The organism is Scytonema sp. PCC 10023, assembly GCF_963920835.1.
GTDB lineage: Bacteria > Cyanobacteriota > Cyanobacteriia > Cyanobacteriales > Nostocaceae > Kalymmatonema.
The window spans coordinates 1-3,686 of record NZ_CAWUDP010000236.1; the positions used below are offsets into that span (position 1 = coordinate 1).

Sequence of the window (3,686 nt, forward strand, 5' to 3'; positions counted from 1 at the left end):
GCTCAGAATGATCCTTATTGCTGGTCGAAGCGTTTCTTATTGCTGGCTCCTACAGTTAGGGCTGACATAAGCGATTGGTCTTGGGTCGTAGAACGGATATCCAGTGACCGCACTAGTCCAAACAAGAGCTTGCGGTAGCGAGAATAAAACTGCCATAACAGAGGTAAGTGGTTGTCGCTGTTGTAAGCTGCAATCTCCTCACACTGCTCTAACAACAGTTGTGGACCTCCATGACAAGTGAAGACGGACTGTACTTGTTGTCCTAAAGCTGCGTCGTCAATGTTTTCATTGGAAACGGATAGTATTTGTGCCAGAACCCTAAGTAAAGCTTCAGTCTGAGCCAGATGCAACTCGCGCAACTCAACCAGCTTGGCTTTGGCGTTGTTGTGGATAGTTTGCAGACGTTTGAGAAACATCTCCACTAGATGATCTCGTGTTTTAACTTGGGCCTGGTACAGCAGGCACAGCAGTAAGGTGCGGCGTTTGGGGAGCTTGATATCTTGAAACTCTGAAATATCCAATGCTTTTGCAAGTGCTGCAAAGAACTTCACCTTACTGCTGGCAATACCTGATAATAATCGCTTGGCATCTCCAAAGGACATCAACTGGTTAAATTTAACCAGGAGTTCCTGCATATGTGAAAGTGTGGCGCTTTTGGGTGGAGATTTCAACAAATTCAGTGTGGCTATTGACTGCTGTGACCCCGGCAATATCAGTTGATCTAGGTAAGCTTGTTCGGTCTTGGTTGTTCCAGCACATACCCTCTGAAACAAACGAGTGTTGGTGATGGAGCGGACATTGCCAGCCAGTCGGTCAATGGTGCTAAAAGCTGGCAACTCATAACGCTCCTTAACCAACTCCTCAATGGCTACATTTATCAAGTCCGCAGGATGATCCTTGACGGATGCGGCAACCGCAATAGCTTTTGCTGCACGTTCTTGGGCTACATTGTCATAGGGCTTAACGCCCAAGTAGGCTCGAATTGCTTCAGTGTAGCGACGACGGGAACGTAGAGAGGGAATCGCTGACACCTTAGCACTCAGTTTTAGAATGGAGCGGAGGTGGTTGATAATTGGGAGTGGAACAAAATCTGGATGGGGAAAGTAACCGAGTCGTTGGAAGGCTTTCAGCATTACCAGTAAACTTAGCCGTCCGTTATTACCGTGAGCCTTAGCATTGACAAACTGAATTTCCTCTTTTGTCGGAGTGTAAAGTTCTGCTAATTCTTTTGCAGTAGGGTACTGGTTGAATTGAGGGTAAGCGGTACGTTCAATCTTCTGTAATTTGGTGTCCTCCCAAACAGACGCTTGGTCAGGATGCCAAAATGTCTGCTAAGTGATATTAGCAGATATTGTGGCGCTCAAAACGGGGTCAAAATGTCTGCTAATGCTCCTGATATCCCTTCTAACTTATATCTGCTAATGTCTTTACACTAAAGATCAGGCATCTCAACTAAAAGTTCAGGGTTAGTGACACGCCATGAAGCGAGGTAGCATCCCACTCATATCAAAAATCGGGCAGGAAACTTTAGCACAATACGAATCATACCTGCGCGACTTGGCTGATGTCAGTCCGATCACTATCCGTAACTACCTTTCAGACCTTCGCCAGTTTATGGCTTGGTGTGAGGAAACGGATTCACAAGGACAGGAAATTCAAAAATCCTTTGCGCTGAGTACAATTACTACACCTGCGATTACTTGCTATCGTTCTTACTTACAGAATTCGTTGAAGCTAAAGCCAGCTTCAGTGAATAGGTACTTGGTAACATTGAAGTGCTATTTTTCTTGGGTGACCGAGATAGGATTAATTGACTATAACCCTGCTGCTGCTGTGAAGTTAATCCCAAGAGTTGATTCTCCACCACGTCATCTAAGTAATGCAGAAGAATCTGCCTTAGTCGCGGCTGTTACGAATTCTGGGAACCTAAGAGACCGAACAATAATTGTGTTAATGCTTCATACTGGATTGCGTACCCAAGAAGTTTGCACACTTCATACGGAACAGGTTTATTTGGGAAAACGTAGTGGCATCCTACAGGTATATGGCAAACGCAACAAATACCGAGAAGTGCCGTTGAATGCGACAGCTAGAGCGGTACTGACAGAGTATATCAAAACTCGGACACTTGATGCCAATTATCTGTTTGTTTCAGAGAAAACGGGCAAGGCGCTGACTGAACGAGGCTTGGGTTATTTAGTTAAAAAGTATGCTTATATAGCTTCACTCACTGATGTTAGTCCACATGATTTGCGTCATCGGTTTGGATATCGGATGGCTCAAGTAGTGCCGCTACACCGACTTGCTCAGATCATGGGACATGATTCTCTTGACACCACGATGATTTATATTCGTGGGACTCAGAGCGACCTTCAGAAAGAAGTAGAGAAAATTGCTTGGGAGTGAGATACGAAAGCTATATTTAGTAAGCGTTTCCGGCGAAGTGGCACTTTTTTACACGTATCTCGGCTGTGCGATTAGTTACAAGAAAAATACATAACCTTGTGTGAACACGCGGAGGTAATACCTCCAAAATGTTTATAACTGACCCAGAGATGTGGGTGAAAGTCCCACCACTGAAGAGACAGTTGACTCCCTATCTGTCTACACCGAGTAGGCTCGGAATCCTACAGAGTGAAGCTGGAGGCAGGGCGCAATCAGAGGAAAACCGAAGCAGGTAGCCACACTGGCGCTAATGGGGAGATGTCATGGATAAACTAGACCTAGAAAAACGTCTTAATACGAAGCGGCAACCTGAATAAAAAGATGCCGACTTCATACCCGCAACTCTCGCATCAGTCAGCCGAGCTAGATGCAATCTCCGAGAAGGGTATGGGCGAACTGGTCTGTCCTAAAACATCATAACAATCTCTTGTGTCGGAACGAATAAAAACGATGGTCAGGTCAGGGGATAGGTCGAAACCCCTGTAGGCGAGACGAGACGCGGAACTCCAGCCATCGGGTAAGACGAAGCGTAATTGCTTTGAGGCAATCAGAACACATATTACAAAGGTGAGTATGGTTAGACACATTACTAGTAATAGTGATAGTGAACTTTGGAAGAGTCTACCGTGGAAGAAATTCCGCAAAAATCTCTTTCGCCTCCAATGTCGTCTGTGGAAAGCTGTTCGAGTTGGCGATAGGAAACGAGTCAACAGTCTTCAAAAGCTGATACTGAAATCCCGAAGCGCAAGGTTACTAGCAATTCGTCAAGTAACTCAGCTAAATCAAGGCAAGAAAACGGCTGGGGTAGATGGTAAAGCATCTCTAACCTACAAGGAACGGCTTGAACTCGATAGGCTACTAAAAGAACAGGTTAAAACCTGGACTCACAGTAAACTAAGAGAAATACCTATTCCTAAAAAGGACGGAACCAAAAGAATACTTAAGGTTCCCACTATGGCGGATAGAGCATGGCAATGTATTATCAAATACACCATTGAACCTGCACACGAAGCAATTTTCCATGAACGCTCCTATGGGTTTCGTCCCGGTCGCTCGACTCATGATGCTCAGAAATATCTATTCGATAATTTGAGGTCACAATCGAACGGAAAGGACAAAATAATTCTGGAAATGGACATTGAAAAATGTTTTGACAGGATAAACCACAACCACCTCATGTCTCAATTAATAGCACCCCAGAGTGTAAAATTGGGAATATGGAAATGCCTAAAAGCAGGGGT

The 3,686-nt window shown here is 44.8% G+C and carries 3 protein-coding genes; 2 read left to right on the forward strand and 1 reads right to left on the reverse strand.

Annotated elements, in window-relative coordinates; translation table 11 throughout:
- Positions 1-14: 14 nt before the first annotated feature.
- Entirely contained in the window at positions 15-1,274 is a 1,260-nt protein-coding gene (locus ACM0OZ_RS48170; protein ID WP_414590047.1) for a DUF4158 domain-containing protein, read from the reverse strand.
- Positions 1,275-1,479: 205 nt separating this feature from the next.
- Between ACM0OZ_RS48170 and ACM0OZ_RS48175 the strand changes: the two genes are divergently transcribed.
- Positions 1,480-2,406: a tyrosine-type recombinase/integrase gene (locus tag ACM0OZ_RS48175; protein ID WP_414590045.1), complete on the forward strand. Its 927-nt coding sequence runs from the start codon at positions 1,480-1,482 to the stop codon at positions 2,404-2,406.
- A gap of 612 nt (positions 2,407-3,018) precedes the next feature.
- Positions 3,019-3,686 (forward strand): reverse transcriptase N-terminal domain-containing protein (locus tag ACM0OZ_RS48180; RefSeq protein ID WP_414590046.1); only part of this gene is annotated, 668 nt, incomplete at its 3' end.